The sequence below is a fragment of the Streptomyces sp. CA-210063 genome (assembly GCF_024612015.1).
GTDB lineage: Bacteria > Actinomycetota > Actinomycetes > Streptomycetales > Streptomycetaceae > Streptomyces.
Window position 1 is genome coordinate 10,580,955 of the sequence record NZ_CP102512.1, and the last position, 26,977, is coordinate 10,607,931.

The 26,977-nt window shown below is 70.9% G+C and carries 22 protein-coding genes and 2 pseudogenes; 10 read left to right on the forward strand and 14 right to left on the reverse strand.

The genetic code is table 11. From position 1 onward, the window contains the following. Window positions 1–148: 148 nt before the first annotated feature. From JIX56_RS46155 to JIX56_RS46175, 5 genes are all read left to right on the forward strand, one after another. Entirely contained in the window at window positions 149–1,123 is a 975-nt protein-coding gene (locus JIX56_RS46155) for a LysR family transcriptional regulator (RefSeq protein ID WP_257550280.1), read from the forward strand. Between the two features lie 248 nt (window positions 1,124–1,371). Next, window positions 1,372–2,547: an amidohydrolase family protein gene (locus JIX56_RS46160; RefSeq protein WP_257550282.1), complete on the forward strand. Its 1,176-nt coding sequence runs from the start codon at window positions 1,372–1,374 to the stop codon at window positions 2,545–2,547. Between the two features lie 305 nt (window positions 2,548–2,852). Beyond that, the gene (locus tag JIX56_RS46165; RefSeq protein WP_257550284.1) at window positions 2,853–2,999 is read left to right on the forward strand and encodes a hypothetical protein; all 147 of its coding nucleotides are present in this window, start codon (window positions 2,853–2,855) and stop codon (window positions 2,997–2,999) included. A gap of 184 nt (window positions 3,000–3,183) precedes the next feature. Further along, the gene (locus tag JIX56_RS46170) at window positions 3,184–3,306 is read left to right on the forward strand and encodes a hypothetical protein (protein ID WP_257550286.1); all 123 of its coding nucleotides are present in this window, start codon (window positions 3,184–3,186) and stop codon (window positions 3,304–3,306) included. Between the two features lie 212 nt (window positions 3,307–3,518). After that, complete coding sequence (locus JIX56_RS46175; protein ID WP_257550288.1) at window positions 3,519–3,641, forward strand: hypothetical protein; 123 nt, start codon at window positions 3,519–3,521, stop codon at window positions 3,639–3,641. Here the strand turns inward: JIX56_RS46175 and JIX56_RS46180 are convergent. The 3 genes and pseudogenes from JIX56_RS46180 to JIX56_RS47770 all read right to left on the reverse strand — a co-directional run bounded on the left by JIX56_RS46180 (window position 3,610) and on the right by JIX56_RS47770 (window position 5,363). Beyond that, a complete protein-coding gene (locus tag JIX56_RS46180) occupies window positions 3,610–4,317 on the reverse strand; it encodes a B3/B4 domain-containing protein (RefSeq protein ID WP_257551513.1) in 708 nt (235 codons plus the stop codon). The two genes, JIX56_RS46175 and JIX56_RS46180, sit on opposite strands and share 32 nt — an antisense overlap. 50 nt (window positions 4,318–4,367) lie before the next feature. After that, window positions 4,368–4,661: a hypothetical protein gene (locus JIX56_RS46185; RefSeq protein ID WP_306819923.1), complete on the reverse strand. Its 294-nt coding sequence runs from the start codon at window positions 4,659–4,661 to the stop codon at window positions 4,368–4,370. A 46-nt stretch (window positions 4,662–4,707) separates the two neighbouring features. After that, a pseudogene (locus tag JIX56_RS47770) lies at window positions 4,708–5,363 on the reverse strand (EamA family transporter). A 115-nt stretch (window positions 5,364–5,478) separates the two neighbouring features. Between JIX56_RS47770 and JIX56_RS46200 the strand changes: the two are divergent. After that, the gene (locus tag JIX56_RS46200) at window positions 5,479–6,063 is read left to right on the forward strand and encodes a helix-turn-helix domain-containing protein (RefSeq protein WP_257550293.1); all 585 of its coding nucleotides are present in this window, start codon (window positions 5,479–5,481) and stop codon (window positions 6,061–6,063) included. Window positions 6,064–6,083: 20 nt separating this feature from the next. On the opposite strand, the gene JIX56_RS46205 is transcribed toward JIX56_RS46200, so the two are convergent. Both JIX56_RS46205 and JIX56_RS48265 read right to left on the reverse strand, forming a co-directional pair. After that, on the reverse strand, window positions 6,084–7,238 hold the full coding sequence (locus tag JIX56_RS46205; RefSeq protein WP_257550295.1) for a serine hydrolase domain-containing protein: 1,155 nt from the start codon (window positions 7,236–7,238) through the stop codon (window positions 6,084–6,086). A 317-nt stretch (window positions 7,239–7,555) separates the two neighbouring features. After that, window positions 7,556–7,784: pseudogene (locus JIX56_RS48265) on the reverse strand (IS5/IS1182 family transposase); the annotation flags it as partial. Window positions 7,785–8,439: 655 nt separating this feature from the next. Between JIX56_RS48265 and JIX56_RS46215 the strand changes: the two are divergent. After that, window positions 8,440–8,790, forward strand: a complete 351-nt coding sequence (locus JIX56_RS46215; protein WP_257550298.1) for a patatin-like phospholipase family protein — start codon at window positions 8,440–8,442, stop codon at window positions 8,788–8,790. A gap of 172 nt (window positions 8,791–8,962) precedes the next feature. Here the strand turns inward: JIX56_RS46215 and JIX56_RS46220 are convergent, their stop codons facing one another. The 6 genes from JIX56_RS46220 to JIX56_RS46245 all read right to left on the reverse strand — a co-directional run bounded on the left by JIX56_RS46220 (window position 8,963) and on the right by JIX56_RS46245 (window position 15,020). Next, entirely contained in the window at window positions 8,963–9,757 is a 795-nt protein-coding gene (locus JIX56_RS46220) for an ATP-binding cassette domain-containing protein (protein WP_257550300.1), read from the reverse strand. Further along, window positions 9,754–10,779 carry an ABC transporter ATP-binding protein gene (locus JIX56_RS46225; protein WP_257550302.1) on the reverse strand — a complete coding sequence of 342 codons (1,026 nt, stop codon included), beginning with the start codon at window positions 10,777–10,779 and terminating at the stop codon, window positions 9,754–9,756. Before JIX56_RS46225 ends, JIX56_RS46220 begins: the two co-directional genes overlap by 4 nt. Continuing rightward, window positions 10,776–11,636 (reverse strand): ABC transporter permease, encoded by an 861-nt coding sequence (locus JIX56_RS46230; RefSeq protein ID WP_257550304.1) that lies wholly within the window; start codon window positions 11,634–11,636, stop codon window positions 10,776–10,778. Before JIX56_RS46230 ends, JIX56_RS46225 begins: the two co-directional genes overlap by 4 nt. Next, window positions 11,636–12,577 (reverse strand): ABC transporter permease, encoded by a 942-nt coding sequence (locus JIX56_RS46235; protein WP_257550306.1) that lies wholly within the window; start codon window positions 12,575–12,577, stop codon window positions 11,636–11,638. The genes JIX56_RS46230 and JIX56_RS46235 overlap by 1 nt, the downstream gene beginning before the upstream one ends. A gap of 9 nt (window positions 12,578–12,586) precedes the next feature. Next, the gene (locus JIX56_RS46240) at window positions 12,587–14,110 is read right to left on the reverse strand and encodes an ABC transporter substrate-binding protein (protein ID WP_257550307.1); all 1,524 of its coding nucleotides are present in this window, start codon (window positions 14,108–14,110) and stop codon (window positions 12,587–12,589) included. 292 nt (window positions 14,111–14,402) lie between these two features. Continuing rightward, window positions 14,403–15,020, reverse strand: coding sequence for a TetR/AcrR family transcriptional regulator (locus JIX56_RS46245; protein WP_257550309.1), 618 nt, complete (start codon window positions 15,018–15,020; stop codon window positions 14,403–14,405). Window positions 15,021–15,206: 186 nt separating this feature from the next. Here JIX56_RS46245 and JIX56_RS46250 point away from each other — a divergent pair, with 186 nt between their 5' ends. The 3 genes from JIX56_RS46250 (at window position 15,207) to JIX56_RS46260 (ending at window position 17,881) form a co-directional block, all read left to right on the forward strand. Next, window positions 15,207–16,898, forward strand: a complete 1,692-nt coding sequence (locus tag JIX56_RS46250) for a CocE/NonD family hydrolase (RefSeq protein ID WP_257550311.1) — start codon at window positions 15,207–15,209, stop codon at window positions 16,896–16,898. Between the two features lie 424 nt (window positions 16,899–17,322). Then, entirely contained in the window at window positions 17,323–17,586 is a 264-nt protein-coding gene (locus JIX56_RS46255) for a PAS domain-containing protein (protein WP_257550313.1), read from the forward strand. Next, the gene (locus JIX56_RS46260) at window positions 17,564–17,881 is read left to right on the forward strand and encodes a hypothetical protein (RefSeq protein ID WP_257550315.1); all 318 of its coding nucleotides are present in this window, start codon (window positions 17,564–17,566) and stop codon (window positions 17,879–17,881) included. The genes JIX56_RS46255 and JIX56_RS46260 overlap by 23 nt, the downstream gene beginning before the upstream one ends. A gap of 47 nt (window positions 17,882–17,928) precedes the next feature. Here JIX56_RS46260 and JIX56_RS46265 read toward each other — a convergent pair whose 3' ends face one another. The 3 genes from JIX56_RS46265 to JIX56_RS46275 form a co-directional block, all read right to left on the reverse strand. Further along, window positions 17,929–19,398 carry a polysaccharide deacetylase family protein gene (locus JIX56_RS46265; protein WP_257550317.1) on the reverse strand — a complete coding sequence of 490 codons (1,470 nt, stop codon included), beginning with the start codon at window positions 19,396–19,398 and terminating at the stop codon, window positions 17,929–17,931. Between the two features lie 171 nt (window positions 19,399–19,569). Beyond that, entirely contained in the window at window positions 19,570–23,292 is a 3,723-nt protein-coding gene (locus tag JIX56_RS46270) for an nSTAND1 domain-containing NTPase (RefSeq protein WP_257550319.1), read from the reverse strand. A 142-nt stretch (window positions 23,293–23,434) separates the two neighbouring features. Then, a complete protein-coding gene (locus JIX56_RS46275; RefSeq protein ID WP_257550321.1) occupies window positions 23,435–26,851 on the reverse strand; it encodes a S8 family peptidase in 3,417 nt (1,138 codons plus the stop codon). Window positions 26,852–26,977: the final 126 nt, after the last annotated feature.

Genomic DNA, 26,977 nt, shown 5'->3' on the forward strand with positions numbered 1-26,977 from the left:
CGAGAGCAGGCCCGGAGCCGCGGTGTTCTCGACATCGCCAGGCCACCTGCAAGCCACCGTTCGGACTCGCCCTCGTCCGGCGTGCCTTCGGGCCCAATTCCCGCCGCTCGCCAGGAGTTTCGGACATCCGAGACCGCCTATGCTGGCCATGGACAACATCAATAGTGCGCGGAGGCCTGGCGGCGTGGGTCTGGATCTGAACCTGCTGGTTCCGTTGGACGCGCTGTTGCAGGAGCGCAGTGTGACGCGGGCGGCCCAGCGGCTGGGGCTGAGCCAGCCCACCGTGAGCGCCGCGCTGGCCCGGTTGCGCCGCCACTTCGGCGACGACCTGCTCACCCGTGTCGGCAACACCTACGAGCTCACCCCGCTGGCCGAGCGTCTGGCCGCGCACACGGCGCAGGCGCTCGGCTCGGCGGACCAGGTCTTTCAGACCCGCCCCGTCTCCGACCCCGCCCACGCGCGGCGCGAGTTCACCCTGGTGGTGACCGATATGCATCTGGCCACCTTCGGCCGGACGCTGGCCGGCCTGGTGCGCGACACGGCACCGGGGGTGCGGCTGCGGTTCGAGCACAACACCCCGCACATCGTCCGCCACGCGCCGGAGCATCTGCGGACCGTTGACGGCATGCTGCTGGCGCAGGGCCTGTTGGCGAACGTCCCTGCCATCGACCTGTACGACGACCGCTGGGTATGCGTCGTCTCCTCCGACACCCTCACGTCGTCGCCACCGACCCCGGAAGCGCTCGCCGCACGCCCCTGGGTGCTGCCCTACCACTTCCCGGCGATCGGCTTCTCGCCCCTGCACGGGCTGCACGCCCAGGGCCTGGAACCGCGGGTCGAGATCGCCATCGAGAACTTCCTGACCATGCCGTTCCTGATCGCCGGCACCGACCGGGTGGGAGTGGTCCCGGAACGCGCCGCCCGCCTGTTCCCCGTCGACAGCGGCACGGCCGTTGTCGAGCTGCCGTTCGGCAGGGGGCGGCTGGTGGAATCCCTGTGGTGGCACCCGCTGCACGATCGTGACCCCGCACACGTCTGGCTGAGGAAGACCGCGGTCGAGGCCGGCCGACTGGTCGCCGCCGATACGGCACAGAGCGCATCGCACGACACACCGCAGAGCTGATGGAACATCAACCTGCATGCGTCCGCTCGGGATGACGGTATTGATCTCGTCTATACCCGCCATCGGTGATCTCTCGTTCCCGAAAGGCTGGGTCAGCGGCAAGAGTTGGACGCGCAGGCACGCCATTGACGTACGACGACCGTGTTGTCCCAACGACCAGTACGCGCAGCTGCCTGCCGCCTGCTCAGCGACAACTGAGCTTGTCCCCCCAATCCCCCCACTTTTGCGGTTCCTTGGAGATGACTGTTATGCGCAGCGAGCTGCTGGCGCTACGGGCAGGGCATGTCTTCGACGGCGTGGACGTCAGGCAATCGGGCATGGTGCTGGTCGAGGACGGCGTGATCCGTGACGTGGACTTCACGGGAGCGCCACCTCCGGAGTACGCGACGGTGACGGACTTCGGGCCGGATGCGTGGCTGCTTCCCGGACTGATCGACGCGCACGTGCATCTGTGCTGGGACGGCACCGACGACGCCGTGGCGCATGTGACGTCCGACGACCACGAGACCGTGCTGGAGACCGCACGCGCGGCCGCGGCGACCACGCTGACGGCGGGTGTCACCACGGTCCGGGATCTCGGCGACCGCGACTACCTCACGCTTGCACTGCGCGAGCAGGTGCCGCCCACGCAGCGCCCCGATATCGTTGCCGCGGGCCCGCCGATCACCGCCCCCGGCGGCCACTGCTGGTTCCTCGGCGGCGAGACCGAGGGGGCCGACGCGCTACGGGCGGCGGTACGCGAACGCGCCGAGCGCGGCTGCGACGTGGTGAAGGTGATGGCCAGCGGCGGCGCCATGACTCCCGGCTCCAGTGCCCTTGACCAGCAGTACGACCGGTCCGACCTGCGACTGATCGCCGACGAGGCGCACCGGCTCGGGCTCGGCGTGGCCGCCCACGCCCACGCCGTCCAGGCGATCGCGGACGTGGTCGACGCCGGCTTCGACACCATCGAGCACTTCTCCTTCTTCACTCCCGAAGGCGTCGGCCTGCGGCAGGAAGTGCTGGACGAGGTCGTACGGCGAGGAACGTTCGTCAGCCTCACGGTGGGCATAAGGCCCGGCAAGGAACCGACTCCTCCGGCCGTGGTCGCTCGTTTCGCCGCCCTGATGGACATCGTGGCCAAGGTCATCGCCTCGGGTGCTCGGGTCGTTCCCGGAACCGACTCAGGCATCAGTCCCGGCAAACCGCACGGCGTCTACCCGTACGGGTTGATCCAGCTCGCCGAGCTGGGGATGCCGAACCGTGAAGTGCTGCGCTGCGCGACCGCCGAGGCCGCCAAAGCGGTGGGCCGGGCCGGACGCAAGGGCGTACTGCTTCCGTGCGCGGACGCCGACCTCCTCGTGCTCGGCAGTTCCCCTGTCGACGACATCTCGGCCGTCGCCGACATCCGCGCGGTGTACCGGGCAGGCCACCGGGTGCGTTGAGTGCCCCGGCAACACCCCCTGCCGAAAAATGAACAGAGAGCACACCCAACCGATGAGCACAACAGCGTGGACCAGGCACAAGTCGCCCCAACTCCTCGCCGCCGCTCTGGCTGTCGTCCTGAGCGACGCGCCCGGTGTGGCGGAGACCGCCGACTCGCCGAAGAACGGCAAAGCCGCCACCACGTACTACATCTCACCGCGGCGCCGCCCGGCAGCAGACCGCCCAGGACTCCGTCGGCCTGGTCAAGTCCAAGAACGCGGCCGTCTCGCAGGTGTAAGTCGGCGCCGGATTCAAGGTCGCGGACGTGGCCGGAGCCTTCTCCTCGGACGAAGTCACCCCCGTCAGTCTGCCCGGCTACGGCGAGGTACCCGCGAACGTGGCCAAGATCTGCCAACTGACCTGGGGCTGCACCATGCAGGACCCCACCCGAATCCGCTCGGCCACAAGGTGATCGCCGGCACCTTCGCGGCGGTTCTGCCGCCCAGCGGCATACCCCCGCGGCCCGGGCACGCGAGCTCCGGGAAAGCACGGGACACCTGGGCGAACCGCCCCCAGACGAACGGCGACCCGCCGGGGGCCGGCTGGTATCGCGGCACGCCGGCCCTCGCGGGCGCACGCGCTGTACACGTGATCACGTGCTCGTCACGTGCACCGTCTCCTGGCGGAACCTCGAGGCCGGTCAGGCCTACCTCGGCCTGGTCGAGCATGGCGACGACAGCAGGACCGTTGGCGCCACGCCGCTGACGGTCACCTTGTAGCCCCGGGCACGCGCAGCAAGCGGGCTGTGCGTGCCCGGCCCGCACCGCCCGTGGGCACTGGGCCGGTGCGGTGAACGACCCGGCCGCGGACTCCCCGTCGCCACGGGAGCCCGCGGCCGGGTCTCTCTTTTCACCGACGGCATCGAGATCACAGGTGATGCCCACGGTCATGCTCGTTCTTGGCCTGCGCTCTCACCGGCCTGGAGGAGTTCGTGGACTCTGCGGGACTGTTCGTGGCGGGGCGCCGGGGCGGCCGGGTCCTGCACACCGGCCTCGCCGACGAGATCCGCTTCGGTGGCGGTCTCAGGTGGTGGCCCGGGGGCGTGCCGGGCTGAGGTAGCACACGGCGGTCTGTGCGGCATGCGGGGCTAGCAAACCCTGCAGTTCCTCCGCCGCGACCTTGAGGAGGTCGCCGTCGCGGGAGGAGTGGAGGGTTTCGAGGACGAAGGCGACGTGGGTGGAGTCCTCGGTGACGCGGGTGCGGTGGGCGTCTCGGTGGTTCCAGTGGCGGGTCAGGACGCTGGTGGCGTCCGCGTAGATGATCTCGCCGGGCTTGGGGCTCTCGACGGTGTCGGGTTCGCCGAGCGGGGTGAAGGACTCGGTGCCGTCCGCGTACCGGATGTCGACGTCGCCGGTGATCCGGTCCAGGTCGAAGGCGCCGGCGGGCAGGCCGTGCCGGACGGAGACGGCGTTGTAGGAGTCGACGGCCGGGGTGATGCGCGGCAGCGTTCCCTTCTTGGCGAGGCGACGGCCGAGCGCGTCGACGCTGGGGCGGATGCGGCGGGGGTTGGTGCCGAAGGAGCGGTAGGCGGTGTGCCAGGCCTCGATGCGGGGGTCGGTCTCGTCGGCGGGGTGCCAGGTGCCGTCGGCGAGTTGCTGCTCCAGGTCCTCCAGGGCTGTGGTGGTGTGGGGCCAGGGTTCGCGTCCGCGCAGGCCGGTCGCGGTGACCAGGGCGATGAGGGCATCCGGGAAGGCGTCCGCGACGGCGGGGGTGATGCGGAAGGCGGGCATGGGCGGGGTTTCCGTTTCCTGTGTCCTGGTGTGGGCGGTGGCGGCGGGGGTCAGGGCTTTTGGGGGCCGACGCGGTCCCGGCGGCGGCGCTGCCGGCGTGTGGTGGGCAACGACGACCTGGCGGCCCAGCAGTTCTGCCTTGGCCTTGGGGCCGTCGACGATATGGGCGCGGCAGTGAACTGGACGGCTGTGCAGTAGCTGGTGGGGACGCCGTCGGTGGGCACGGCAACGGGCGGATGGCCGGGCAGGCCGTTGGCACTGGGCTGTCCGAAGTCGTGGCCTTCGGTGAGCCATGCTTGCCATTCGGCTTCGTCGAGGCCGGCGTCCCAGAGCTGGACGGACATGCTGGTCTCCTCGGTCGTCGGCTACGGGGCTGCTCAGGTCCGCCGCTCAGGTCAGAGCGAGCAGGCTGACGGCGACGGCGGCGGTGCCCAGGCCGATGAGCCGGCCGCGGTGGACGCGTTCGGCGAGCACGCTGCGGGCGAGCAGGACCGTGCAGGCCGGGTAGAGGGCGACGATCACGGCGACGACGGCGAGGTCCCCGCCGCGGGCGGTGAGCAGGAACAGCAGGTTCGCCACGGAGTCCAGCATGCCTGCGGCTGCCGACATCGCGGACGCGGGCCGCTCCGGGCCAAGCCTGCGGTACACCACCCCCGCTGCGGCCAGGTGATGGCCGAGGAGACCGCCCGGCCGACGATCAGCGGCGCCACCCGCTGTCGGACGGCGCCCGGTGCGGGAAGACCAGTTGGAGGGCGATGGCGGCGCCCGCGCCGAAGGCCAGCGGCAGCGCCGTACGGGAGGGGCGCTCCGACCCGGCGCCGTGTCCGGCGCTGACCAGTACGACCGCCACCAGCGCGAGCGGCAGACCCACCAGTCCGGCGACGGCCAGATGCTCGCCTTGCACCAGGCCCACACCGACGGGCAGAGGCCGGGGCCGCGATCATCACGGTACGCAGCACATGAGCCTTACGGGCGCCGAGGCCGCCGAGGAAGTCGGCGCATCCATAGGCGAGCGAGCTGCCCAGAGCCAGCAGCAGAGCGATCACAGCACTTCCCTTACAATCATCTGAACGACCGCACGGTACAACGTAACGACCGGTCCGTGTCAACCAAACGACCGCGCGGTGCACTGTGGTGGTCAGTGGCGAGGAGGGAGATCAGATGGCCGAGACAGCCGCAGCCTTGCGGACGGTCGCGCACAACGTCCGGGCGGCCCGCACCCGGGCGGGCCTCTCCCTGGACGAACTCGGCCGACGCGCCCAGGTCAGCAAGGGAGCTCTGGTGGCACTGGAGAAAGCGCAGGGCAATCCCAACCTGGCCACGCTGGTCCGGCTGGCCGACACCCTCGGCATCTCGGTGTCCGCCCTGATGCAGGGACCGTCCGAAGGGCGTGTCCGTGTCGTGGCCGCCGACGCCGTGGCACCCCTGTGGACCGGGGAGCGGGGCAGCGAGGCCCGGCTCATGCTGACGACCTCGGGGCCGTCCCCGGTCGAGGTCTGGCGCTGGCGACTGGAACCGGGTGAGGAATACCCCAGCCACCCCCATCAGGCCGGAGTCGTGGAAACGGTCAGTGTCACCTCCGGCCGGATGACTCTGATCGTCGACGGCACCGAGCACACTCTCGAAGCCGGGCAGACCGCCACATTCGACGGCGACACCTCTCACACCTACCGCGGCGCGGGCACGGAGACCTGCCACCTGATCATGACGGTCCACCTGCCGCCCGGTCCCGCGACCACCACCTGACCTGCGCGGCGCACTACTGATCACAGGGCCGCTGCCACCGCCGAGAGAAGGCGCCATAGGCGGGTGTGGGGTGTGGGGTCGGGGATGGCCCGGTTGGTGAGGAAGGCGAACGCGATACCGGACTCCGGGTGGGCGAAGGCCAGATGACCGCCGAGGCCGTCGTGGCCGAAGGAGCCGGGGCCGAGCATGGGCTGACGTGGGGAGGACAGTCCGAAGACGGTGCCGAACCGGGTGGGCTGGTCGACCAGGACCTCGTCGGGTCCGTGGACCTGCTGCCGGCGGACTCGGTCCACAGTGGTGGGGGAGATGGCACGCAGCGGGCCGTCGACCACGCCGGAGTAGAGCCGGGCCAGTGACCTGGCGTCGAAGACGCCGTTGGCGGCGGGGATCTCCGGCCGCCACAAGGCGGGGTCGTTGAACAGCTCGGCGGTGATGACGGGGTTGTTGAAGGCGGCGTGGGTCGGCGTGCCCGCGGTCTCGGCGGACCTGGCCAGGAGGGCGCCGATTCCCGGTGTGGGGGAGGCGTCCTGGTACGTGACGACGCGGCCGTTGTGCTCGGTGGGCAGACCTATCCATGCCTGCAGGTCGCTGTCCTGGGCGAAGCGTTCGCGCAACAGGGCACCGACGCGCTTGCCGCTCGCGCGCCGCGTGACCTCGCCCACCAGGTAGCCGAGGGTCAGGGCGTGGTAGCCGTGCCGGATGCCCGGGTACCACGCCGGCTCCTGTCGGGCCAGGCGTCGCACGCAGGCGTCCCAGTCGGCGAGGTCGGCCTTGGTCACCGGCTCGTCGAAGGCGGGCAAGCCGGCTCGGTGCGAGGCCAGTTCACGCACCAGGACGCCGTCCTTGCCGGCCGCGCCGAACTCCGGCCAGTAGGCCGACACCGGCACGTCGAGATCCACCTCGCCCGTATCGACCAGGCTCGCGAGCACCACGCCCATGACGCCTTTGGTCACGGAGTACCCCACGTGCAGGGCGTCCTCGGGGTACGGCGTCCCGCTGGTGTCCCGGGCGCCGCCCCACAGGTCCACGACGAGCTCGCCGTGGTGGTAGACGGCGACGGAGGCGCCGATGTCGTCGCCGTTGCGGAGGTTGCTCTCGAAGGCGTCGTGGACGCCTGAGAATCGGGGCGACGTGTAGCCGGATGCCGTCGCCATCGCCTTGTGCATCGTGCTCATGCTTGCCCGCGCTCCAGTTCCTCCATCGCCGCGCCGCCCGCCATCAGGTCGATGACCTCGGCTGCCTCCTTCTCGCCCCGCGCGAACGAGGCGACGAGCCGGCCGTGGGCGATGACGGCGAAGTGGTCGCCGACCCGAAGGGCGTGGTGGGCCTGGTGGGTGATCAGGACGACACCGATGCCTCGGTCCCGTGCCGTCTCGACGGCCCTGAGGACGATCTCGGCCTCGCGGACGCCGAGCGCCGAGGTCGGTTCGTCCAGGATCAGCACCCGGGCGCCGAAGTGCAGGGCTCGGGCGATGACGAGGGCCTGACGCTCAACCTCGATGGCCTCGGCCACCGACCGGTGCACCGTGGTGATCCCCACGCCGAAGCCGGCCGCGAGCTGCGCGTAGTGCGTCCGCACCACAGTGGCCGAGCACCATCAGGACCTGCCGGTCCGCCGGTAGTCGGCGCCGGCGCATGCCGCGGTCGCGGCGCCTGGTGGACAGCAGACCGGCGAGTTCTTGGACTTCATCGCCGACGACAGGCTGTACGGCACATGGCACGGGTTCAACTTCCGGGGCCCCCGCGCGGTGAGATGTGTGCGCTGCCGTGGAACGAAGTCAGCCTGACCGGCTCGTGGTTCCGCATCTCCGCGCAGGTTGTCGAGATCGCCTACCGGATGTACGACGAGGCCCCGAAGCAGGACAGTGTGCGCGCACCGTCACGCACGACACCATGACACGAGCGCTATGGGCCACATGGCAGGAGCCCCAGGAACAGGAAGGTCAGCAGTGGTCCGGGGAGAAGGCGTGGGTTGAAAGCAACCGGCTCGGGACCCACGAGAACGGCGAGTCGCTCCACCCCGACTGGATCAGCCGACGGTTCGACCGGCTTGTCGAAGTGTCTGGGCTTCCTCCGATCCGCCTGCATGACACCCGGCACCTGTCGGCAACGTGGGCGCTGCTCATCAAGGCGGACATCAAGGTCACCCAAGAGCGGCTGAGGCAGAGCTCCCGCCTGATCACCTCAGACACGTACACGAGCGTCCTGCCTCAACTCCTGACCGACGAGGCTGAGTCCACGAGCACGGTCGTACTTCGCGCGAAGAAGGTCGTTCTCCGGCGAGAGAAGCCGACACGACCGAAGACGCAGGATGGGCGCCCGAGACAGGCGTGGACGCTGAGGCCATGAGCCGGACGAGGGACTTCGCCTCGCCGCGTGACCTGCGTCCCAACGGAGATGGTGCCGGTGCGGCGTGTGGTGATCGAGTCGCGATTGCCGTCACACACGTGGCCCGCCCGTGTCCTGCGGATCACGGCCGTGGACGCGGTGGCTGCGAGCTGCGCGGTGCCGGGCGTCTGGCCGCCGGTCACGATCGACGGCTGCAGGTACGTGGACGGCGGCGTGCGTTCCAACGACAGTGCCGACCACGCTGCGGGAGCCGCTCGGGTGCTGGTGGTCAGCCCGATGGGTGGTCAGCGGCCGGTGCCCTTCGACCGGCCGTTGGAGAACGCCTCGCGGAGTTTCAGGCGGCCGGTGCCGAGGCAGCGGTCGTCGAACCGGACGTGACGTCCAAGGCTGCTCTTGGGATGAACCCGCTGGGATCCGTCCATTCGGCGAGCCGCCGCCGGGGCAGACCGTGCCCAAGGGAGGCAGACAGGCGTCGACTGGATGTAGGCGTACCCGCAGTCCCACTTCAGTCCGCGGTCGACGCGTCCCAACGCCGGGTGTGCACCGCGCGTCAATGGAGGCGAACCGGGCGCCAGCCGTCACGGGGCACGGCTGCCAACAGCTCGCGGGTGTAGGGGTTTTCGGGCGCGGTGAGCACCTCGTCGGTCAGGCCACGCTCGACGACCCGGCCCCGGTGCATCACGATCAGCTCGTCGGTCACCTGCCGCACCACGGCAAGGTCATGGGTGACGAAGAGGTAGCCGATGCCGAGTTCGTCGCGCAGGTCGGCGAGCAGGTTGAGCACCTGTGCCTGGATGGACACGTCGAGCGCGGAGACGGCCTCGTCCAGTACGAGGATCTTCGGGCGGGACACGAGGGCGCGGGCGATGGCCACCCGTTGGCGTTGTCCGCCCGACATGGCACCCGGCGTCGAACGCGCCGTCCGGGCGTCCAGGCCGACCTGGTCCAGGAGCTGGGCGGCACGCGCGCGGCGCTGGTCGCGGTCGGGTTCGTGCAGGCGCAGGAGTTCGTCGAGGCCGGCGGCGATGGTCTGGCGGGGGTCGAGGGAGGCGTAGGGATCCTGGAAGACGAGCTGGATCCGGCGGGCGCGGCGGCGCCGCTCGGCACGGCCACGGGGGACGGCTCGGCCCCTGATCAGAGACTCCCCGTCGATCCGGACGGTGCCGGCCGTAGGAGTTTCCAGGCCGACGAGCATCCGGGCGACCGTGGTCTTGCCGGAGCCGGACTCGCCGACGACGCCCATCGATCCGCCGGGTGGGAGGGTCAGGGACACGTCGTCGACGGCGACCCGGTTTCCGGGGAACTCCTTGCGCAGGCCGCTGGCTTCCAGAACAGGTGTGGTCATGATGTCCTCTCCAGGAGGCCTCCGGCCGCTGCCAGTTCGGCCACGCGGTGGCAGGCGACCAGGTGGGTGCCGTGCGCTTCGAGACGCGGCCGGGCCGTGCGGCAGCGATCCTCGGCGAAGCCGCAACGGTCGGCGAAGACGCATCCCGGCCCTGCCTCGAAGGCCGACTGGGGGCGGCCGGGGAGGCTGACCGGGCGGGCCCGGATGCCGATGGCCGGGCGAGAGCGCAACAAGCCTGCGGTGTAGGGGTGTTGGGCGGTCTGGTGCAGGCCATTGGAGGGGGCGTGTTCGATGATCGTCCCGGCGTACATCACGGCGATGCGATCGGTGACGGCCGCGGCCAGGTCGAGGTCGTGGGTGACCAGGATCATGGCGAGGTGATGCCGGCGGCGCTGTTCGTCGAGGATGGCCATCACCTCCTGCTGGGTGGTGACGTCGAGCGCGGTGGTCGGCTCGTCGGCGAGCAGCAGCCGGGGCTCGGCGGCCAGGGCTGCGGCGATCATCACGCGCTGGAGCAGGCCGCCCGACAGTTGGTGCGGGTGCTGGCGCAGCCGCTGCTCGCCGTCGGGGATGCCGACGTCGGTGAGATGCCGGACCGCCTGCTCGGCGGCCTGTCTGCGTGGAACGCCCCGGGCGCGGACCAGGACTTCGGTCAGGAAGTCGCCGACGGTGCGTACGGGGTTGGCGGCGGCACGCGGGTCCTGCGGGATCATCGCCACCTCGCCGGCTCGGAAAGCGCGTAGCTCGCGCGCGTTCATGGTGGCCACGGAGCGTCCGTCGAAGCTGATGCCGCCCTCCGCGCGGGCCCCGGCGGGCAGCATGCGCAGGACGGCCTTGAGGCTGATGGACTTGCCCGAGCCGGACTCGCCGACCAGACCGAGGGACTCGCCGGGCCGGACAGCGTACGAGACGTCGTGCAGGACGGTCCGTCCGCCCGCGAGATCGACGTGGAGTTGGGTGATGTCGAGCAGGGGCTGCTGCGCTTCGGGCGCCTTCACCGGCGTACCTTCGGGCGTCTTCATGGACGTACTCCTGCCGTATCCGTGTCACTCGCCCGTTCGCCGATGGTGTTGACCGCGAGGACGACGAAGATGATCAGCACTCCGGCGGACAGCGACTGCCAGGGTGTGCCGCCCAGCAGGGACGACTGCCCCTGGGCGACCATCAACCCCCACTCCGAGGAGGGTGGTTGAACTCCGAGTCCCAGGTACGAGACCGCCGCGAGGTCCACCAGCGCCGAGCCGAAGGCGATCGCGGCCTGGGCGCGGATCACCGGCCACACGGCCGGGACCAGGTGGCGCAGGCAGATCGCCCAGCCGCCGAGGCCGTGGCTGCGCAGCGCCTCCACGTAGGCGAGATTGCGCTCGCGTACGGCGATGGTGCGGGTGACGCGGGCGATGTACGGCGTGTACGCGAGGGCGAGCGCGGTGACCGGGGCGAGGAAGCCGGTGCCGATCATCGCGACGGCCAGGACGGACAGCAGCAGGCCGGGGAAGGCGAAGAAGAAGTCGAGGATCCGACTGGTCACCGCGTCGAACCAGCCGCCCAGCCAGGCGGAGGCGATACCGAGGGCGGTGCCCAGGACGGTGGCTGCGGCGATGATGAGTGTGGGGCCGAGCAGACTGAGGCGGGCGCCGTGCAGCAGTCGCGACAGGACGTCGCGGCCGAGTTCGTCCGCTCCGAGCGGATGGGCGGGTGAGGGGCCGGAGTTGGCGGCCAGGATGTCGGTCGCCGCCGGGTCGTAGGGGGCGATCAGCGGGGCGAGCAGGGCGGCGAGGGCCAGGAGGAGCAGGGCTGCACCCAGGACGGCCGACAGGGGGTCCACGCGGGTCCACCTACCGGGCTTCGCCGCCGGGAGTGCGAGTGATGCCGCCGTCATCAGGCCTTCCTTTCCCGGGGCGCGGATGCGGCACGGACACGGGGATCGAGTGCGCGGTGCAGGAGGTCGGTGGCGGTGGTGGTGACGATGAAGGCGGCCACCATCAGCAGGCTGATCGCCAGGACGACGTTGCTGTCCTTGCTCGCCACGGACTGGACGAGGAACGAGCCGAGGCCGCCGATGCCGAACGCCTGCTCCACCACGACCGTGCCCGCGATGAGCCCGGCGACCGCGAGCCCGGACACCGTGGTGATCTCCGGTGCCGCGTTGCGGAGCACGTGCCGACGGAAGACTCCCGCCGGGCTCAGTCCCCGGGAGCGGGCGATGGCCACGTGCTCCTGGCCGAGTTGCTCCCGCAGGGAGGCGCGTACGACCTGGGACAGGTAGGCCGCCCAGGACAGGGCGAGAGCGAGGGCGGGCAGGAGCAGCCCGCTCAGTCCGCCGACGCCGGTGGAGATCGCGGGCAGCCAGCCCAGCCAGAGGGCGAAGACCTGGATGAGCAGAGCGGCCGCCACGAAGGAGGGCACGGCGACCCCGACGCCGGAGAGGACGGTGAGGGCGGCGGAGCCGGGGCGGCTCAGCGTTCCCAGGATTCCGGCGCCGAGTCCGCCGACCACGATGAGCAGCGCGGTCAGGCCGACCAGGGCGAGGGTCTGGCCCACGCGGGGTGCGAGGAGCGAGGAGACGCTCTGTTGGTACTGGAGCGACGTACCGAAGTCGCCGTGCAGGCAGCCTTCCAGCCAGTGAAGGTAGCGCAGGGGCAGCGGCTGGTCGAGGCCGTTGGCGTGGCGGATCACCGCGACCTGCGCGGCGGTGGCCCTGGAGCCGGCGAGCCGGGAGGCCGCGTCGCCGGGTGCGGCCGCCAGCGCGAGGAAGATGGCCAGGCTGGAGACGAACAGGGTCAGCAGGGCGCCCAGCACGGTCCGTACGGTGGTGCGCATCCCCGCCTCCTACTGCGCCGAGCCGATGACGGCGAGCGAGGGCTGGAAGATCGCGGCGGTGGTGAGGGGGGCGCCGGTGACGCGCTTGTTGAGGTAGGTGACCTCGTTGATGCTCAGCAGCGGGACGGACCAGGCGACCGCCTCGTACCGGGCCTGCGCCTGGACGATGTAGCCGGCACGCTGGGTGGCGTCCGTGGTCTGCCGGGCCTTGGCGATCAGATCGGCGGTCTTGGCGTCGTCCCAGGCGATCCAGTTGAACTGGCCGTCCGGCACCGGCCCGAGGGCGAGGTAGTCCAGCGGGTCGGCGACGCTGAGGAAGCCTTTGGTGAGCAGGAAGTCGATGCCCTCCCGTGCCTTGGGGTCGTAGAAGGCGGTGTTGAACTGAAGCGGCTGCATCTGCTTGATCTGGACCTTGAGTCCGATGTTGCGGGCCTGCTCCTGGATCAGCGTGACCGTTGTGACTTCCGTGGCATCGCCGGCCTGGACGCCGATGGTGACGGTGGTGTCCTTGAGCGGGCTCTGCGCGAGTTCCTTCTTCGCCGCGTCCGGGTCCCCGTTCGGACCGGGCTTGTCGAGCTTGTCGTACGCGCTCTGGAAGGTCTGTTTCGCCTCCGCGTCCCATCCTGACGGCGGGATGAAGGTGTAGAGGGGGGAGGCGCTGTTGTGGAAGATCGCGGTGGCGAGGGCCTTGCGGTCGATCACTTTGGACAGGGCCAGGCGTATGTGTGCGTCGCTGCCCGCGGGCGTGTCGTTGGGAGCCAGTTGGTAGGAGCCGAGTCCGGAGCCCTGGTGGATGGCTCCGTTCGTCGCGCCCGTCAGGGCCGGGAGTGCGGCGGCGGGGACACCGAAGGCGCCGTCGAGCTGGCCGGACTTCAGGCCGAGGGTGAGGTTGGTGGTGTCGGCGATGAAGGAGAGGTCGACCTGGGCGGCGCGGGCGCGGAAGGTCTTGTCCCAGTACGTGTCGTTGCGGACGAGGCGGATGCTGGTGTTGGCCTTCCAGTCGGCGAGCTCGAACGGCCCGGTGCACATGACACCGTTCGCGCCCTTGCCGTACGCCGAGCCCTTCCGCTTGATGAAGTCGGCCTTGGCGATGACGCCGGAGGTGGCCGCCATCTCCTTGTTGAACAGCTCGTCCGGCTGTTTGAACTTCACCGTCACTTCCAGAGGACCGGTGGCCTTGATCGAGGCGACGTTCACGAAGTTGGGGAAGTTGTTCGAGGCGACCTTCTCGTCCAGGTTGCGGCCCAGGCTGTAGGCCACGTCGGCGGCGGTGAGGGCCGAGCCGTCCCAGAACTTCACGCCCTTGCGGATCTTGTAGACCAGGGTGGTGGGGTTCGGGTTGCTCCAGGATGTGGCGAGGCCGGGGGCGTAGAAGAGGTCGGCCTTCATCCGGACGAGGGTGTCGCAGAGGTTGGCGACCACCACGTTGGAGCTGTAGTCGCCGGCGTGGGCGTAGTCCAGGCTGACGGGTTCGCCCGAGGGCAGATTCCAGCGGAGGGTGCTGATGTCGCCCTTGGCGGCGGGCGTCGTCACCTCCACCGTGGGTGACGCTCCGGGAGAGGCGCCCCCGTCGGAGGCGGCCGACTGACCGCCGGTACACGCCGTGAGCCCCAGCAGAGGGACGGCGGCCAGAAGTGGCCAGCGGGATGCACGGTGCTTCGGGGACACGAAAGCCTCCCAGAGAAGGGTGGGTGCGGCGCGAGGCTGAGGTGGCCACGGAAGGGCCCGCCCCGCTCGTCGCGGTTCCCCGACAGTGACAGGAGCCGAATACCTTGTCAATGAAGACAAAGTAACGACGAAGTTTCCCGTCCCCTGGCGGCCGGCGTCAGCTCCGAGGTGCCGTCGCCCCGTTCGAGGTGACCGCGCCGAGCTGCGCGACCAGGGCCTCGCCCGCCACCCGGATCAGTCCGTTGGAGCCGAGAGGCCGGTCCAGATCCGAGATCAACGCGTTGCCGAGGGCCAGGCAGAGCAGTCCGTACGCGGTGCCGCGCCGCACCGCGGGCGTACTGTCCGGGAACTCGGCGGCCAGCCCGGAGTCGATCGCACCGAGCATCAGCCGGTAGCCGGACATGATGGCCTCACGCAGCGTCTCGTCGCTCCGGCCGGCCTTGACGAGCTCCAGGATCACCGCGCCCTCGTCGCCCGCACCCAGGAACCAGGCCCCGAAAAGGTGGTCCATCGCCACCGCGAGCCGCTGCTCGGGGGGTGCCTCTTCGACGGCGGCGGCGAAGGCCCGGTCGTCGCGCTCCTGAACCCAGTCCACGAGCGCGAGCAGCAGGTCGTCTCGGTTGCCGACGTAGTGCCGGACATGACTGCGACTCAGCCCGGACTCCTCAGCGATCTTCTCCAGGGTGGTGCCGGCCAGCCCGTTCCTGGCCAGGCAGCGGCTCGCGGCCTCCAGGACCTGCTGCCGTCGCTCGGCGGCCAGACTCCGACGCCCCATGGCTGATGTACCTCCCCGTGATCCGAGCACCAGACGAAGCGAAGCATCGCATATCGAGTTCACCGCGCCCCCGAGGGCGAGCTTTTGTTTGTCACTATTGAAAATTTATAACTGGACTGTCACTGTGTGCCCAGGCGTCGGGTCCCCGGCCCGCGCTCGACCCACGACCGCATGTGAGGCTGCCACGTGAACGCGCCCTACGAGACTGTCACGCCCGCGCCCGCCGACCCCTCCGCCCTGCCCTTCAGGGTCCGGATGCGTGACGGCGTCCGACTGGCCACCGACGTCTATCTCCCGGACGGTTCGGCGGCCGACAAACCCGGCCCGACCGTCCTGGTCCGGCTGCCGTACGACAAGTCCGGGACGTACGCCGCGCTCCCGCTCATCGCCCGCTACATGACCCGGCGCGGCTATCGCGTCGCCGTCCAGGACGTACGCGGCAAGTTCCGCTCCGAGGGCGAGACTCTGCTGTTCGTCAACGAGGTCCACGACGGCTACGACACCCTCGAATGGATCACCCACCAGCCCTGGTCCGACGGCATCGTCGGCATGTGGGGCGACTCGTACTACGGCTACACCCAGTGGGCCGCCGTGGCGAGCGGACACCGCGCGCTGCGCGCCATCGCCCCCCGCGTCACCGGCACCGAACTCGGTCAGGTCGTCGACAACCTTGACGGCACTCGCGACGTCGAAATGGGCGTCCACCTCGGCTACATGGCGACGCACTACGTGGGACCCGACACCTACGAATGGGAGCCGGACCCCACCCGCCGCCCCCTGATAGCCCCCTTCGAGGAGTTCTTCCAGGCCCTGGGCCGGCGCTCGCCGTCCTTCGACGTCGTCTTCCCCCAGGAAGTACCGCTCCGCCGCTGGCCCGAGGGACATCCCTTCGACCACCGCGCCATCCCGGTCCTGCACACCGTCGGCTGGTACGACAACTGCGCCCCCTGGCACTGGCGTGACATCGAGGAACTCGCCCGCCGGCCCGACTGGGCCAACCAGCAGTACCTGCTGATCGACGCCATCGACCACGAGAACTACCACTTCGCGGGCGCCCCCTACGACGACGAGTCCCGCGACCACGCCCTCAGCGAGGACGCGTTCCGCGCCCTCCTGCCCGGCTACCTCGACCCGGCCCTCGGCTTCTTCGACATCTTCCTCAGGCGTAAGGGCAGCCCCACCGACCTGCCGCGTGTGCGCTGGCACCTCGTCCACGGCGAGGAGAGCGGCTTCCGCACGGACACCGTGTGGCCCCCGGCCGACAGTAAGGTCATGACCCTCCACCTGGCCCCGGACACCGGAACTGCGGACGGCGACACCCCCGGCCGGCTCAGCGTGACCCCGCCCGCGAGCCAGAGCACAGCGAGCTGGACCCACAATCCGGCCGACCCCGTGCCCTCGGCCGCCCCCAACGCTTTCGCCTACCTCCAGACCAACCCCCGCCTGCACGACTGGTCCAAACGCGGTGACGTCCTGGTCTTCGACGCCGAACCCACCACCGCACCTCTCGACCTGGCGGGCCCGGTTTCCCTCCGACTCGCCCTCACCACCACCGGACCCTCCACCGACCTCTTCGCGAAGCTTCTCGAAGTCCACTCGGACGGCGAAGCGGAACTCGTCGCCCACGGCCGCGCCCACATCGACAATTCGGCGAGGTCACTGACGCTCAGCCTCGGCCACGCCGGCTACCGACTGCGCACCGGGCACCGGCTGCGACTGCACCTCCACAGCAGCGACTTCCCCGAGTTCGTCCTCCACCCGGGCACCGACGAGAACCCGTGGCTGGCGACCTGCGGCGAGCGGACGACCCAGCGGATCCGCCTGGGCGGCATCGACGGCGCTCGGCTCACACTGACCGTCGTGCCTGCGGAACACTAGCCTCCGCCGGCACCCGTTCCGAACCGGACAACGGCTCCACTCCCGCGGAACTTGTGCGCATTCGTCTCCGAAGCACCCACCGGTCGAACGATCCCGGAGGTTGAGCGGTACGCCCTTCGAGGTCAGCGCCTTCGTCCGCCCGCATGCGGCTGCCCGAGCATCGCGCGGCCCTGTCTACGGGGCTTCACCTCCCCCTGCTGCTCTGGCGGTCGCACCCACGTCGAGCGCGGCTCGCCGACGTCCACGCCGTGACCCCTCACTTTCGCCGGCCCACTGCCAGTCCTCGGAGCAGCTCACTTACTCATCGGTTGGATCGACGCGTGAACAAGGCACATGGTCACACTGGCGGCGGCCAGGGATCGGACGAGGCGGAGGCACCGGGCCTCGATGCGATCATGCCGCGCGACCGGTGCGATCGCTCGGCGTGGAGGGCGTGGTGGCGGGCCTGGATCTGCAAGGCGTGGTCGTCGGCTGGTCCCCGGCAGCGGAACGGCTTCTCGGCTACTCGGCACGCGAGATCCTGAATCAGCCCGCCTCCGCACTGCTGGCGGAAGGCGAAGTGCAGGCAGTCGACATGGCCGCGCAGTGCCGGGCACAGGGCAGCTGGCGTGGCACGGTGGCGCTGCGCCATCACGACGGCAGCACGGCACGCCCCGGGAGATCCCATGGTCGACACGGGCGGGCATAACAGCTGGCTGGTCATCGCCCGGGGCGATGCCCGACTGCTGGGCTTCACCGGCAAGCTATGCATCCACCCGGCTCAACTCCCCAGCGTCACCGAGGGATTCGCGCCTTCGGGGCAGGAGGTGCAGTGGGCACGCACCGTACTCGACGCGGGGGAGCCGGTCACCATGGTCGACGGGCAGATGGTCGGCAAGCCAGCCCCGCTACGCGCGCAACGCGTCATGACAGCGGCCCAGGAACACACCCCCCACCCTGACGCCGCCCAACAGGTCCTCGAACCACCGAGGTCCCTGAAGTGAAGGCTTCCCCTGCCGGGCGCGCAACGGCGCCGGACCGATCTTCGGGTTCACCGGCCCGCGAGGGTGGCTCGCAGGTGGCTGACCGTGACGAAGTGGTAGCCGCGGGCGGTCAGCGTCCGCAGGATCTCGGGGACGGCGGCCACCGAGGTGGGGTGGATGTCGTGCATCAGGACGACATCGTTGGGCTCGGTCTTGGCGATGACGGTCTGGGCGACCTTGGCGGCGTCGCGGTACTTCCAGTCCTCGGTGTCCACGTCCCACAGCACCGGCGACAGCGTGGTGGCCGCCTTCACCTTGGCGTCGATGGCGCCGTACGGCGGGCGGAAGACGGTCGGCGCCTTGCCGGTGGCGTTCTTGATCGCCTCGCTGGTGCGGTTCAGCTGGTAGGTGATCTGCTCGGGGGTGAGCCGGGTGAGGTCGGGATGGTTCCAGGAGTGGTTGCCGATCTCGTGGCCGGCCTTCGCCTCGGCGCGGACGAGTTCGGGGTGCGCGGCGACGTTCTGGCCGACGGTGAAGAAGGTGACGCGCGCCTTGTACTGGGCCAGGTGGTTCAGCAGTGTTGCCGCCTCCGGGACGGCCGGCCCGTCGTCGAAGGTCAGCGCGACGCACTTCACCTTCGCGCAGTCCGCGGTGTCCTCCCCCGAGGCCCGATGGGTCGGCACGGGCTCCTCGGGGGCATCGGTGGCGCCCAGCTCCAGCGTTCCGCTCGGGTGCATGGCCTGCTGTTGCGCCCGCTTGCCGAAGGGCGACAGCCAGGGGGTGATCGTGTCCTTCGAGAAGGAGACGGCATAGCGCCCGCCGGCCGGGACGCCCACCTCGCCGCGGTCGAAGCTGACCCGCATGCCGCCGTCGGTGCCGAACGCGATGTCGTCCAGGACGGCGGACCGGCCGGCCGAGTCGTCGAGCACCTCGTCGAGCTGGCCGGCGTCGACGCCCTCCTGGCCCTTGAGTTCCTTCTTCAACGCGGTGGTGAAGGATTCCCGAGCACCGTCGGCGACGAGTCCGAGCGGCGGCCCGTAGGCCTTGGCCGCCCCGTCGTACCAGTACGTCCTGGTGGCCAGGCCGTCCCCGGCCGCGCCACGGTCCAGCGTGGACAGACGCACGCCGAGCACATCGCCGGAGGCGATGAGGAACTGGTGGCTGATGTTCAGCTCCTGCCCGCTGCCGGAGTCCGCCCCACCCCCGCAGTCGGTCGCCTGCTCGCCGTCGTCCGTGCCGAGGAACGCCGCCAGGCGCTGCTGGACGTCCTTCTCCATCGCGGCGGTCATCGCTTCCGCGCCGGGGACCGCCGGATAGCCGGCGGCATAGGGGCAGGAGCCGTGCTCGCTGCTGTCGGTGACGATGTCCAGGCCCTTGATCTTCGCCGGATCGACGCCCTGGTCGTCGGTCGCCGACCCTGACGAGGCGGTGGCGCCGCCCTGGCCGGATTCGGTCCCGGACCGGCCACTGGCACAGGCCGCCGTCAGGGCCAGCGAGCCGACCAGGATGAGCGAGGACAGGAGAGTGTTTTTGCGCATGCGAACGGAGCCTCGGTGAGTGGAGTGATGGGGCTGCCGTGCTGCGGGCTTCCTGAAAACCGCGGGGAGAGAGCGGTTCACGGCACGGCACTGCCCGATCTCACCGTCCGGCGAGGTTGATTACCAGGCGCTCCGATGCCCTGAACAAAATTCCGGTACGACGGGTGCCGTTCAGCGCTCGCAGATCGCGCGGTAGGGGGCGTCGGGGACGTACGCGCGCCACTGGGCTTCCGTCAGTCCGCTTCCCGTGCGGTCGCAAATGACCGTTACGGCCTTGGCCGGGTCGACGGCATAGCTCTGGAGCGGGACGTACTGACCGGCGGTGAACAGCGTGCGGCCGTCTCGGCTGAAGGCGACGGAGCGGACCGGGTCGCCCGGCGTGGGCAGGGCGCCGACGAGGGACTGCTGGGAGGCGGTGTCCCACAGCTGAAGCGTCCCGTACGCGCCGGCCACGGCGAGGGTGTGGCCGTCGGGTGAGAAGGCCAGCGCGGCGACGCCTTCCTGAGAGGCGCCTTCGCGGGATGTTCCGGGCAGGACGCCCATGCGGCGGCGGACGTCGCCGTCCCACAGGGTCACGCGCCCCGACGAGTCGCCGACCGCGAGCCGGGTGCCGTCGGGGCTGAAAGCAAGGGCGGTGACGTCCTCCCCCTCGGCGAGTGCCCGGCCGGTGACCCGGCCAGGCACCGTGGCGAACTGGTCGGCGGCGGACGCTGCCAGCCGCCCGTCGCCGCGCATCGTGATGGCGGCGTCGGCGAGCCCCTCGATGCTGCCCGACCTGTGCGCCCGGCTGTCGCTGGTGTCCCACACGTCCACGGCATCGGCGTCACCCGTGCCACGCGGGACGAGCAAGGTACGCCCGCCCGGGCCGAGGGCGATCCCGGACATCGTCCGGCCGACCCCGCGCGGGAGCGTGAGCGATGTGCGTACCTTGCCTGACGCTGTATCCCACACCCTGAGGCGCAGATGCGACGAGTCCGGGGCGTCGGCGGCGGCGAGCGCCCGCCCGTCCGGGCTGAAGGTGAGCAGCGGTGCGGCGCTGTCGGTGGTCGGCGCACCGAGCGCGGCCCGGGCGAGGGCGGCTCCCGTGCGGGTGGAGCGCAGCTCAAGGCGGTAACCGTCGCCGGAGCGGGTCGCGGTGGCCAGTGTGGTGCCGTCCGGACTGAGGACCGTGGTGTCGGACGGGGTGGGCTGCCAGCGGACCGAGAGGACGGTGGTCAGGTCGTAGGTGTGGACGGTCGCGTCGTCGAAGGAGCGGAGTACCCCGTCCTGTCCGGGATCCCAGGCGAGGCCGTGCAGCTCGGTGCCGGACAGGGCCCGCCCGAAGACCTGGACGGGGTCGTCGCCGAGGCGCCACACCGCGAGTTCCTGGCCGTCGGACGCGGCCAGGAACCGTCCGTCGCGGGACAGGTCGGCGAGGGTGAACCCGGAGTCGCCCGGGCTCGCCACTTCAGCGACCAGGCGCCCGCTGGGGATGTCCCAGACACGGAACGCCGTTCCGGAGGTCACGGCCAACCGCGTACCGTCCGCGCTGAGCCGGACCATGTCCGCGCCCGAGTCGGCGCCCGACCCCGTACCGCAGGTGTCCTTCCCGGCCTGGTCCCAGGCGCCGGACAGCCGCTGGTTGCGGGATGCGTCCCAGAGCTGGGGCGAGCCGTTCGCGGGGCATACGGCGACCAGCCGGCCGTCCGTGCCGACGGCGGCCGCGGATACCGGGCCGGGTACGGTCGCGTTGAACAGCCGCTCGCCGTCGTCCATCCGGTGCAGGGCCGCGGTTCCCGGGCCCTCCAGCGGGGTGACGAGATAGCTCTTCCCGTCGCCCGCGAACCATGTGATCACCGGCGAGTCCCGCAGGTCCGCGACGGTCCGGTCGGTCGACGGCTGCCACAGCTGGTTGCCGTCCGGCCCGACAAGGTCGAGGGTGCGGGCGTCCGGGCTCACAGCGGCCACCTCCATGCCGTCCGGCAGGCGGTAGGAGCCGAGCCTGCGGTGGTCGGTCACCCGCCAGGTGGTCACCCGACTGCCCGCCACGCTGACCAGCGTCCGGCCACCATCGATGAGGAAGCGGCGGATGTCCCTCCCGGTCTGCGGATCGTTGAACGCGTCTCGCTCCGGCTGGGCCAGGGCCCGCAGCAGCGCGCCGCGCGATTCGGTCAGGGGTGACAGCCGCCACGCGGCGACACTCAGCAGCTCCGCTGTGCGCGGATCGGTCGGCCGCAGGCTGTCGGCCACCGACGCGAGGCGGCGGGCGGCGGCCTTGGCGGCCTCCTCCTGACTCGCCCGGTCACGCTGCCAGGCCAGCAGCCCCGCGGCCAGGGCCACCACCAGGAACACGGAGAGGGCGACGGTCAGCCTGCGCGTCCGCCGGGCGGTACGGGCCTCCGCCGCGCGTTCGGCGTCGCGGGCGGTCAGCGAGGCCGTGAGGAAAGCGCGCTCGGACGAGGTCAGTCCGTCGCCGTCATCGCCGTCGTCGGCGGAGGGCCGGGGCAACATCTCCTCGGCCCGGATGAGCCGTGCACCCCGGTACAGGGCGCCGGGGTCACGGCCGAGCTCCTCCCACAACCGGGCCGCCTCCCCGAGCCGGCGCTCCTCGCGCAGCCGTTCACGGTCCTCCTCGATCCAGCCGGACAACCTCGGCCAGCCGGTGATCAACGCCTCGTGAGCCAGCTCGACGGTGTCGCCGTCCAGGGTGATCAGCCGCGCGCGGGCCAGCCGCTCCAGGACGTCCCGCGCCGCATGCCCCAGCTCGGACCTCCGGGCCGGGCGCCGGGTGTCGGCCGTTCCGTCGCCGGGCGCGATCAGCCGCAGCAGCGCACGGCGGGCAGCGCGCGCCTGGATCGGAGAAAGCTCCGCGTACATCTCGTCCGCGGTGGCGGCGATGGCGCCGTGCACACCACCGGCCTCCTCGTACGCGGCCATGGTCAGCATGCGGCCACGGCGGCGGCGCCAGGTCTCCAGCAGCGCGTGGGAGAGCATCGGCAGTGCGCCCGGTTGGTCGACGACCTCGTCGACGATGCGGGCGGTCAGAGTGCGTTCCACGGTGAGACCGGTGGCTGTCGCCGGTCCGGTGACGACCTCGCGCAGTTCGTCCCGGTTCATGGGGCCCACCAGCAGGGTGGCCCGGCTGACCGCCTCGGCCAGCTCCCGGTCCAGGGAGCAGTGGCCGTAGAAGTCGCCGCGGACGGCGGCGACCACCCGCAGGCGGCTCTCGGGCGCCTGGGCCGCGAGCAGGAGAGGAAGGAACCGGGTGCGTTCCTCCCGGTCGTGGCAGAGCGTGAACAGTTCCTCGAACTGGTCGACGATCACCCACGTGTCCTGCTCACCGTCCTTCGGAACCAGCGCCTTCGCATGCGTGCGCGCAGGCAGCTCACCCGGAGTCAGGACCCGGATCACCGCTGGGCGGTCCGCGCCCGAGAAGTCATGAAGGGCCGGGATCAGGCCGGCCCGCAGCAGCGACGACTTGCCGCTCCCCGACGGCCCGCACACCGCTGCGAACCGGTGCTCGCGCACGAGGTCGAGCAGTTCGCCGACGAGCCGGTCGCGGCCGAAGAACCGCTCTCGATCGTCCGGTTCGTACCGGCCCAGTCCCCGGTACGGCGGCGCGGTGCCCCCGCCCTGCTCCGCCGCCTCCTTGATCGCCCGGTCGGCCTCGCGCCGGCGCTCCTCCCACTGCTCGGGATCCGCTTCCAACGCCAGGGCGTACGCGCGGACGAGCTCGGGCGAGGGCAGCTGCTCCCCGGCCGCCGCCTGTGACAGGGCACTCGCCGAATATCCCGCCCGCTTGGCCATCTCCCGATAGGTGGGCTTCCCGGCCTTCTCCCGCAGGATGCGCAGATCGTGCGCGAGCCGTTCTATGGGACCGGCGTCGGGGTCCAGCGGTTTCTCGCGTCGCCCCACGGACAGAGCCCTCCAGACTTCAAGCACAGCGCGGGCAGCCACCGTATGGTTTCTCCTCCTTTCCAGGCAATCCGCGGCTGCCGCACACACTGGGGACCGGAAGAGAAGACTTCCGGTCCCCGGCGTCGTGCCTGGGCAGTGCCTATCGGACGGTGCGGTAGGCGTTGCTGATCGTGCCGGTGTAGGTGTTGCCCTCGGTGTCGGACAGCGACGCCTTGAGGGATACGGTGCCGGGCGCCTGCGGATGGACGAGGGTCACGGACCGCTTGCCGGCCGTGTCGGTGCGGACGGTCACCGGCTTCCAGGTCCGGCCACCGTCGTACGACACCTGCACGGCGAGGGACTTGAGGTGCCCCTTGACGGCCGCCGGGCCCTGCACCACGACCGGAACCGTGATCTTCTGGCCGGCCTTGGCGGTGGCGGTGAGGCTGAGCTTCGGCAGGAAGCGGACCGCGGAGAGCGGGAGGCGCTCGGCGACGCGGGTCGGGTCGACGTACTGCGAGGTGAAGGTCCACTTCGCGCTGACCCGGTCGCTGACCTTGTACGTGTTCAGGCTCCGCGTCGCTTCGGCGGTGAGCGTGTACCTCGTCCGCTCCTTCGCCAGACCGTCCAGCGGGTAGGCGAAGGAGCAGGGGTCCTTGGTGGTGCTCAGGTAGGTCCGGCCGCCCGCCGTGAGTACGGTCTTCTGCTTGGCGTTCCTGTCAAAGACCAGGCGGCCGTCGGAGAACAGCGGGTTGCACAGGGTGTAGCCGTTGCCACTGCGGTAGCCGCCGATCGGCACGATGCCGCGCGCCGCGACAGGTCCGAAGACGCCCTGGTTCCATCCCTCACGGTAGGCGCGGCCGGGCTCGTAGCGCCTGGTACCCAGGCCCGTGATCCAGGAGTAGGGGGAGGCATCGCCGCCGACGTGGAGGTCCAGGCCGAGATTCCAGCGCAGGCCGTGGTCGGCCGACACGTAGATCACCCGGTGAGAGGTAGGCGCGGGCCTGGAGAAGCCCTTGAGGCCTGGGCCGCCGCCCGTCAACTGGGGGAAGCCGGGCACCTCCCACTGGGCGGTCTGTATGGCTTGGGTGTCCTTGACGGTGGCGCCGATCGCCATGTCGACCCTCGCCATCGAGGACCGGCGGACGGCATGGGTGAGTCCGTTGAAGAAGGACCCCTGGCGGCTGACCACGATGTTGTACTGCGGCTTCCCGGCAGCGCGTGCCCCGAGGACGGTGCCGATCTGGGCCATGAAATCCTTCGCCGACGCGCCGGGGCCGACCTGGGCGAGGGTGGTGCCGTCGCCGGGGAAGGCGGCCGCGTAGGCGTACTCCTTCTTGGTGCCGTTCACGGCGTACTGCACGACCTGAGCGATCCCGGCGGCTCCCTGCTCCGGGGCTGTGATCCTGACCTTCTTGGCCTTGCGCTGGTCGAAGACCAGCGTGGTGTCCTTGGTGATGCGGAGGTTGGGCGCGACCAGCACCGACTGCTGGTTTCGCGGTCCGCCCGTCAGGAAGACGTCCGCCGCGTAACGGCCCTTGGGAACCCGCAGCGTTACTTGGTAGTCGCCGTCGGTGTCACGCAGGTACGGGTCGTAGCCCCTGGGGCTGTCCAGGCCGACGAGGCCGGCCATGGCCCAGTCCGGGGCCTTGCCGTCCACGCCGACGCTCTTGACCGTGACGTTGTAGGACTCGATCTCGCGGTTGACGAGTGCGGCGGTGCGCACGACGGTCGTGCCGTCTCCGGTCGTGGCGGTCACGGCGCCGGAGTGGACACCGTCCTTGACGGCCCGGGTGTCGGCGGTGGCGGTCGCGGTGGCGGTGCCGCCCGCCGGGACGGTCAGTCGGGCCGGGGTGATGGTGAACACGCCCGCCTCGCCGCCGGCTTCGAGGTCGAGGGTGACGGGTGCGGTGCCCGTGTTGCGGTAGGCGAGGGTCCTGGTGACCGGGGTGTCGTCGTCGTGCGGCCAGGCCTGGGTGCCGAAGGCGAGGGAGGCGGGCTCGGCGACGACGGTCTGGGTGACGGCACGGGCCGCATCGACCCGGCCGGAGCCCTGTTCGTATGCGGTAAGCCGGGCGTTCGCCTTGGCGGAGCCCATCAGCGCGGCCTTGATCCGCGCACCGTTCCAGTCAGGGTGCTGCTGGGCGAGGATGGCGGCGGCCCCGGCGACGTGCGGGGTGGCCATGGAGGTGCCGGACATGGTCGTGTAGCCCTTGATGTCGGCGTCCTCGCCGATGGCGCCGTGCTTGGCCTTGGCGGCGACGATGTCCACCCCGGGGGCGGAGAGGTCGGGCTTGAGCCCGTCGTCGGCCGTCGGGCCGCGGCTGGAGAAGCCGGCGAGGGAGTCCTGGTGGTCCACGGCGGCGACGGTGATGGCGGCCGCGGCGCTGCCGGGCGAGCCGACGGTGGCCTCGGCCGGGCCCTCGTTGCCCGCGGCGATGGCGAACAGCACGCCCTTGGACGCCGAGAGGGTGTTGACGGCCTTCTCCATGGGGTCGACACCGGGGGTGTCGGTGCCGCCGAGGCTCATGTTGATCACTTTGGCGCCCTGCTGGACCGCCCACTGCATTCCGGCGATGATCCCGGATTCCTCCCCCGAACCGTCGTCGCCGAGGACCTTGCCGTTCAGCAGCCGCGCGTCGGGCGCGACACCCCGGTACCTGCCGGCGGACGCCGTGCCGGAGCCGGCGATGGTGGAGGCGACGTGGGTGCCGTGGCCCACCTTGTCGTCGGTGCTGCCGGACGCGCTGAAGTCCTTGGCAGCGACGACCCTGCCCTTCAGGTCGGGGTGGGTGGCGTCGATACCGGTGTCCAGGACGGCCACCTTGACGCCCTTGCCGGTCCAGCCGGCCTTCCACGCGTCCGGGGCGCCGATCTGCGCCGTACCGGTACCGTCGGCGGGTGCATCCGCGGCGGCCCGCGGGACGGCCCTGACCCTGGCGTCGAGCCAGACCCGATCCACTCCCGGAGCCGTGGTCACCGCGCCCCGGGCCCGGCTGTCGGCGTTCGTGAGTGCCTTCCAGACCTGAGGGGCGTCCTGCTTGTCGGTGACCAGTGACTGGCCGCGCACGGCGGGCAGTTGGCGTTCCACGTCGGCGTCCGCCGCGGCCAGCGCCTGTTCGGCGACGGCCCGCTGGTCCCGGCCGTCCTTGTACGACACGATCAGCGGGAGACGCTTCTGGTGCTCGTCGTCGTAGCCGTCCTTGACCAGCTGCGTGATGTCGAACAGCCGACGGTCCAGTCTGCCGCTGTTCAACAGTTTGATCGCGTCCACCGGGACGACATGGGTGTGCCCGCCGATGTATCGCGTCACATGGCCGATGCCTGAACGGCCCTTCCCCATCTCCACACCGACCACGCGGCCGCCGCGATCCACGTCGACGGTGTCACCCGTGACCAGCGTGATGCGTGCCGTGGCCGACAGGGCGCTGCCGGGTTCGGCCGCCGCGCTCGGGGCCCCGGTCGCCTGGAAGCCGGCCGTCAGCCCGACGACCATGGTCAGTGCGACCGCGCCGCCGTAGGCAGCCGCCTTGCCGCGTTTCCTCAGTCTGTGCTGGTTCCTGTGCCTGGTTCGCAATGGAGGTCTCTTCCCCGATCGATGGTGTTGAGGTGCTGCGTGCGCGGCTGCGCACCGGGCGGCCCCAGGCCAGGGGGAGAGGCCTGGGGCCGCGGCGGGGGTGCCGGTGATGGGGGGGCATCACCG

Bases quoted from the DNA above. Each gene is read 5' to 3' on its own strand.
- JIX56_RS46155 (WP_257550280.1), top strand. From the start codon at position 149: ATGGACAACATCAATAGTGCGCGGAGGCCTGGCGGCGTGGGTCTGGAT.
- JIX56_RS46160 (WP_257550282.1), top strand. From the start codon at position 1,372: ATGCGCAGCGAGCTGCTGGCGCTACGGGCAGGGCATGTCTTCGACGGC.
- JIX56_RS46180 (WP_257551513.1), bottom strand. From the start codon at position 4,317: ATGCCCGCCTTCCGCATCACCCCCGCCGTCGCGGACGCCTTCCCGGAT.
- JIX56_RS46185 (WP_306819923.1), bottom strand. From the start codon at position 4,661: ATGTCCGTCCAGCTCTGGGACGCCGGCCTCGACGAAGCCGAATGGCAA.
- JIX56_RS46200 (WP_257550293.1), top strand. From the start codon at position 5,479: ATGGCCGAGACAGCCGCAGCCTTGCGGACGGTCGCGCACAACGTCCGG.
- JIX56_RS46205 (WP_257550295.1), bottom strand. From the start codon at position 7,238: ATGAGCACGATGCACAAGGCGATGGCGACGGCATCCGGCTACACGTCG.
- JIX56_RS46220 (WP_257550300.1), bottom strand. From the start codon at position 9,757: ATGACCACACCTGTTCTGGAAGCCAGCGGCCTGCGCAAGGAGTTCCCC.
- JIX56_RS46225 (WP_257550302.1), bottom strand. From the start codon at position 10,779: ATGAAGACGCCCGAAGGTACGCCGGTGAAGGCGCCCGAAGCGCAGCAG.
- JIX56_RS46230 (WP_257550304.1), bottom strand. From the start codon at position 11,636: ATGACGGCGGCATCACTCGCACTCCCGGCGGCGAAGCCCGGTAGGTGG.
- JIX56_RS46235 (WP_257550306.1), bottom strand. From the start codon at position 12,577: ATGCGCACCACCGTACGGACCGTGCTGGGCGCCCTGCTGACCCTGTTC.
- JIX56_RS46245 (WP_257550309.1), bottom strand. From the start codon at position 15,020: ATGGGGCGTCGGAGTCTGGCCGCCGAGCGACGGCAGCAGGTCCTGGAG.
- JIX56_RS46260 (WP_257550315.1), top strand. From the start codon at position 17,564: ATGGTCGACACGGGCGGGCATAACAGCTGGCTGGTCATCGCCCGGGGC.
- JIX56_RS46265 (WP_257550317.1), bottom strand. From the start codon at position 19,398: ATGCGCAAAAACACTCTCCTGTCCTCGCTCATCCTGGTCGGCTCGCTG.